We start from the raw sequence: 5,952 nt of genomic DNA, 5'->3' as shown, positions 1-5,952 counted from the left end.
TTTCTATCAGGCGATTGGCCGTTGATGCTGCGCGTATTTGTGTTTGCGGTTGTTGGAATTTACGCGCTTTCTGCGGCTTTGCAGGGGTGTATGGAGCGTCCTTTTGGGCTGTTTTTCCGTGTTTTGTGTATCGTGGCCGGGCTTTTGGCTCTTTGGCCTGCGGGTGTTCTGGTGAACGTTGTTGGCGCTTTGTTTGTTGTTGTTCTTCTGTTTTGGAATGTGCGGTTTGCGGGTGACGGTGTGCGGGCTGCGGCTTAGCGTTGTTGTAGGAGTGGGTTGGGGCTCTGGCGGTTTGTTTGCGTGGGGGCCGATTGGTCCATTTGAGCGCGGAGCCTGACGATAAATCGGACAATTGACTTGCGGTTGTACTTAGGTCCGGGATTTGGATGTCTGAGCCTCCATCGCTCCGCTTGACCGCGTGTAGGCAAGTCCACAGCACTCAGGTTATGAGGCTGCCGCGTTTGTATCTGTGTGAGTTTGCTCATTTCGGGGAGAGGATTTGAACCTACGCCGGGGCTATCGCCCGTTTTGTGCTGCGTGGCTCCACTGGAGCCCCCCCCGGGGACGCACAAAACCCTTCAGGTTATGGCCTGACGGAGTTTCTTATCGGTGAGGGTGTTGGTTGCGGGAGTAGGATTTGAACCTACGCCTGGGCTATCGCCCTTTTTGTGCTGTGTGGCTCCACTGGAGCCCCTCCTGGACGCACAAAACCCTTCAGGTTATGGGCCTGACGGGGTTTTCAAATGATGAGGGTGTTGGTTGCGGGAGTAGGATTTGAACCTACGACCTTCAGGTTATGAGCCTGACGAGCTACCGGGCTGCTCCATCCCGCGCCACCGTTTGTGCAGTTCCTCGTGGTGTCAGGTTATGAGCCTGACGAGGCGTTTGTGTTGAGCAAACTCTTAAGAAGAGTTTGTAACAAACGCGGGCTGCTCCATCCCGCGACACTGTTCATGCGCATGGCCAATTTGGTCAGATTTTGCATGGATCGCTTATGTTTTCATCGTCGAGAGATACGGTTGGCTTCTTATTAGATTTGGCAGTGACTTACTCTCCCACGTCTTAAGACGCAGTACCATCAGCGCTGTGGCACTTAACGGCCGAGTTCGGGATGGGATCGGGTGTTTTGCTCACGCTATGACCACCAAATCAAAAAAGAAGCCAACGATCAGGCAACCACCCTTATGCGAGGGAGGTCGCTTGTTCCATATCAGTGTATACTGATGGGTTGTGTGTGTATGTATCATGATTGAGCCAGACTATTACTGGATCAAATCAAGCCTATCGGACCATTAGTACCAGTCAACTGAACGCATTGCTGCGCTTACATCTCTGGCCTATCGACGAGGTGGTCTACCTCGGTCCTCAGGGATACCTTGTTTTGAAGGGGGCTTCCCGCTTAGATGCCTTCAGCGGTTATCCTGTCCGATCATAGCTACCCTGCACTGCCGTTGGCACGACAACAGGTCCACCAGTGGATCGTTCACCCCGGTCCTCTCGTACTAGGGGCAACTCTTCTCAAGTATCCTACACCCACGGAAGATAGGGACCGAACTGTCTCACGACGTTCTAAACCCAGCTCACGTACCTCTTTAAACGGCGAACAGCCGTACCCTTGGGACCTGCTCCAGCCCCAGGATGAGATGAGCCGACATCGAGGTGCCAAACGGTGCCGTCGATATGGACTCTTGGGCACCATCAGCCTGTTATCCCCAGCGTACCTTTTATCCGTTGAGCGATGGCCCTTCCACTCGGGACCACCGGATCACTATGGCCGTCTTTCGACTCTGCTCGACTTGTCAGTCTCGCAGTCAGGCTGGCTTCTGCCATTGCACTCAACGAGCGATTTCCGACCGCTCTGAGCCAACCTTCGCGCGCCTCCGTTACAATTTGGGAGGCGACCGCCCCAGTCAAACTACCCACCACGCAGGGTCCCGGATCCGGATAACGGACCGCGGTTAGACATCAAACAGAATAAGGGTGGTATCTCAAGGGAGGCTCCACAATGACTAGCGTCACTGCTTCAAAGCCTACCACCTATCCTGCACATACTGTGTCTGATGCCAATGCGAAGCTATAGTAAAGGTGCATGGGGTCTTTCCGTCTAACCGCGGGGAGCCTGCATCTTGACAGGCAATTCAATTTCGCTGAGTCCACATTTGAGACAGCGGGGAAGTCGTTACGCCATTCGTGCAGGTCGGAACTTACCCGACAAGGAATTTCGCTACCTTAGGACCGTTATAGTTACGGCCGCCGTTTACCTGGGCTTCAATTCGGAGCTTGCACTCCTCCTTTTAACCTTCAGGCACCGGGCAGGCGTCAGACCCTATACGTCGTCTTGCGACTTCGCAGAGCCCTGTGTTTTTAGTAAACAGTCGCCACCCCCTGGTTTGTGCCCCCGCCCAAAACTTGCGTTCTGAACGGGCCTCCTTCTCGCGAACTTACGGAGGTATTTTGCCGAGTTCCTTAAATGTGGTTCTCTCAAGCGCCTTGGTATTCTCTACCAGTCCACCTGTGTCGGTTTAGGGTACGATCTCATGGAGGGCTATTTCCAGGAACCTCTCAACGGCCTGCCCAATCCGATAAGGGCAAACAATCTTCGAGATCCGTCACATCCTCCTGGCCCAGGAATATTAACCTGGTTCCCATCGACTACGCCTTTCGGCCTCGCCTTAGGGGTCGGCTTACCCTGCTCAGATTAGCTTTAAGCAGGAACCCTTGGACTTTCGGCGAGGGAGTCTCTCACTCCCTTTGTCGCTACTCATGTCATCATTCTCACTAGTGATCTCTCCACCGGATCCCTCACAGGCCGGCTTCACAGAAAGCACCATAACGATCACAACACCTCGAAAGGCGCTGATATCGTCAGGTACTATGTCACACTACGCTCTGCTACCATGCACTATGTGCATCCTAGACTTCGGCTCATGGCTTGAGCCCCGTTACATCTTCGCCGCAGGACAACTTATTTAGACCAGTGAGCTGTTACGCTATCTTTAAAGGATGGCTGCTTCTAAGCCAACCTCCTGGTTGTTTTGGTCGTCCCACCTGCTTTCCCACTTAGCCATGAATTAGGGGCCTTAGTCGTAGGTCAGGGTTGTTTCCCTCTCCACAACGGACGTTAGCACCCGCTGTGTGTCTGCCATCTAGTACTCCTCGGTATTCGGAGTTTGGTTAGGATCAGTAAGCCTGTGGGGCCCCATTACCCATCCAGTGCTCTACCCCCGAGGGTATTCGGATGACGCTCTACCTAAATAGATTTCGCAGAGAACCAGCTATCTCCGAGTTTGATTGGCCTTTCACCCCTAGGCACACCTCATCCCGACCTTTTTCAACAGGTGTGGGTTCGGACCTCCAGTAAGTGTTACCTTACCTTCATCCTGGACATGCCTAGATCACTCGGTTTCGGGTCTGATCCCACGAACTCATGCGCCCTATTAAGACTCGCTTTCGCTGCGCCTACACCTAACGGCTTAAGCTTGCTCGTGAGACCAAGTCGATGACCCATTATACAAAAGGTACGCTGTCAGGCCTCAAGGGCCCTCCAACTGATTGTAGGCGTTCGGTTTCAGGTACTGTTTCACTCCCCTCGTCGGGGTGCTTTTCACCTTTCCCTCACGGTACTGGTTCGCTATCGGTCAGTAAGGAGTACTTAGCCTTCGAAGGTGGTCCTCCGATCTTCAGACAGAATTTCACGTGTTCCGCCCTACTTAATACGTCCAATCATGCTTCATATACGGGACTGTCACCCACTATGGTTGTGCTTTCCAACACATTCTATTCACACTCATGGCTCGGCTGGTCCCCGTTCGCTCGCCGCTACTAGGGGAGTATCAATTGATTTCCTTTCCTCCGGGTACTTAGATGTTTCAGTTCCCCGGGTTTGCTTTTGTAAACCTATGTATTCAGTCTACAAATACCTGGTTTACCTCATTATTAGCCTCCCTCGCGGGAAGTAATAACAAAGTATCAGGTGGGTTGCCCCATTCAGAAATCCATGGATCAAAGCTTATTCTCAGCTCCCCATGGCTTATCGCAGAGTATCACGTCTTTCATCGCCTCTTACTGCCAAGGCATCCACCAAACGCCCTTTTCGCGCTTGATTTGATCCAGAAAAAGCATGGCTTTTCCCGTGGGCCCTCCCTTTTGTAAAATCAAAAGGGCCCTTAATCAAAATGCATACATTGCAGTGCCAGCCGCTGGTTCGCAACTGACACCGTTCGAATGAGATTACTCTCATTCCGGTTAGTGTACTTGACTTGGAACAAAATAGATTTTCGACATTCTATGCGCTACCGCCTCCGGCTACTTGAGCGCGATGCTCAAACAGCTTTTGAACGACAGCAGAATGTTGTCTGGCAACTGCTTACGCGCAGCGCCTCTATTCTGATGTTGTATCTCTCTAAACGATGTCACGTGATCTGACGATCACAACGTCCAATTGGACGGCTCAACAGTTCGTAAACTGCTGAGCGATCAAATTGTATATCCCTAAGGTCTTGGTGGGTCGAGGAGGACTTGAACCTCCGACCTCACGCTTATCAGGCGTGCGCTCTAACCACCTGAGCTACCGACCCATCTGGTGGAGCGTATCGGGATCGAACCGATGACCCCCTGCTTGCAAAGCAGGTGCTCTCCCAGCTGAGCTAACGCCCCATTAGGTTTGTTCCAAAACGGTTGGAACAATGTCTGAAGAGATATGAGGACGGTTATGGCTCTAGGTCACATCGAAGGAAAACGATGTGCCTGATTGCGACCAGCTTTGAATGCTGATCTTGCTAAGTGTTCCACGAAGATTGCAAGCAATCTTGGCTAGGAACATCCTTAGAAAGGAGGTGATCCAGCCGCAGGTTCCCCTACGGCTACCTTGTTACGACTTCACCCCAGTCGCTGATCCTACCGTGGTCCGCTGCCTCCCAAAAGGGTTAGCGCACGGCCGTCGGGTAGAACCAACTCCCATGGTGTGACGGGCGGTGTGTACAAGGCCCGGGAACGTATTCACCGCGTCATGCTGTTACGCGATTACTAGCGATTCCGACTTCATGGGGTCGAGTTGCAGACCCCAATCCGAACTGAGATGCCTTTTGGAGATTAACTCACTGTAGGCACCATTGTAGCACGTGTGTAGCCCAACCCGTAAGGGCCATGAGGACTTGACGTCATCCACACCTTCCTCCCGCTTATCACGGGCAGTTTCCCTAGAGTGCCCAACTGAATGCTGGCAACTAAGGATGTGGGTTGCGCTCGTTGCCGGACTTAACCGAACATCTCACGACACGAGCTGACGACAGCCATGCAGCACCTGTCACTATGTCCCTTACGGGAAAACCAGATCTCTCTGGCGGTCATAGGATGTCAAGGGTTGGTAAGGTTCTGCGCGTTGCTTCGAATTAAACCACATGCTCCACCGCTTGTGCGGGCCCCCGTCAATTCCTTTGAGTTTTAATCTTGCGACCGTACTCCCCAGGCGGAATGCTTAATCCGTTAGGTGTGACACCAAAGGGCAAGCCCCCTGACGTCTGGCATTCATCGTTTACGGTGTGGACTACCAGGGTATCTAATCCTGTTTGCTCCCCACACTTTCGTACCTCAGCGTCAGTATCGAGCCAGTGAGCCGCCTTCGCCACTGGTGTTCCTCCAAATATCTACGAATTTCACCTCTACACTTGGAATTCCACTCACCTCTCTCGAACTCTAGACTGATAGTTTTGGAGGCAGTTCCGGGGTTGAGCCCCGGGATTTCACCCCCAACTTTCCAATCCGCCTACGTACGCTTTACGCCCAGTAATTCCGAACAACGCTAACCCCCTCCGTATTACCGCGGCTGCTGGCACGGAGTTAGCCGGGGTTTCTTTACCAGATACTGTCATTATCATCTCTGGCGAAAGAGCTTTACGACCCTAAGGCCTTCGTCACTCACGCGGCATGGCTAGATCAGGCTTGCGCCCATTG

At 52.7% G+C, this 5,952-nt stretch carries 3 tRNA genes, 3 rRNA genes and 1 pseudogene; 1 reads left to right on the top strand and 6 read right to left on the bottom strand.

From position 1 onward, the window contains the following. Positions 1-258 (top strand): annotated as a pseudogene (locus tag V8J84_RS16785) (TRAP transporter permease); the annotation flags it as partial. A gap of 498 nt (positions 259-756) precedes the next feature. Here the strand turns inward: V8J84_RS16785 and V8J84_RS16780 are convergent. The 6 genes from V8J84_RS16780 to V8J84_RS16755 all read right to left on the bottom strand — a co-directional run. Then, positions 757-833: transfer RNA gene (locus V8J84_RS16780), tRNA-Met, on the bottom strand. A 201-nt stretch (positions 834-1,034) separates the two neighbouring features. Further along, positions 1,035-1,149 (bottom strand): 5S ribosomal RNA (gene rrf / locus V8J84_RS16775). A 122-nt stretch (positions 1,150-1,271) separates the two neighbouring features. Then, positions 1,272-4,105: ribosomal RNA gene (locus tag V8J84_RS16770) — 23S ribosomal RNA — on the bottom strand. Positions 4,106-4,500: 395 nt separating this feature from the next. Beyond that, positions 4,501-4,577 (bottom strand) — tRNA-Ile (locus V8J84_RS16765). 3 nt (positions 4,578-4,580) lie between these two features. Further along, a tRNA-Ala gene (locus V8J84_RS16760) sits at positions 4,581-4,656 on the bottom strand. A gap of 172 nt (positions 4,657-4,828) precedes the next feature. Beyond that, positions 4,829-5,952, bottom strand: a 16S ribosomal RNA gene (locus V8J84_RS16755); the annotation flags it as partial.

This window comes from Yoonia sp. 208BN28-4 (assembly GCF_037543925.1).
Taxonomy (GTDB): Bacteria; Pseudomonadota; Alphaproteobacteria; order Rhodobacterales; family Rhodobacteraceae; genus Yoonia.
Note: the sequence above shows the minus strand (reverse complement) of the source record. Positions and strands in the feature narration are given on the sequence as shown.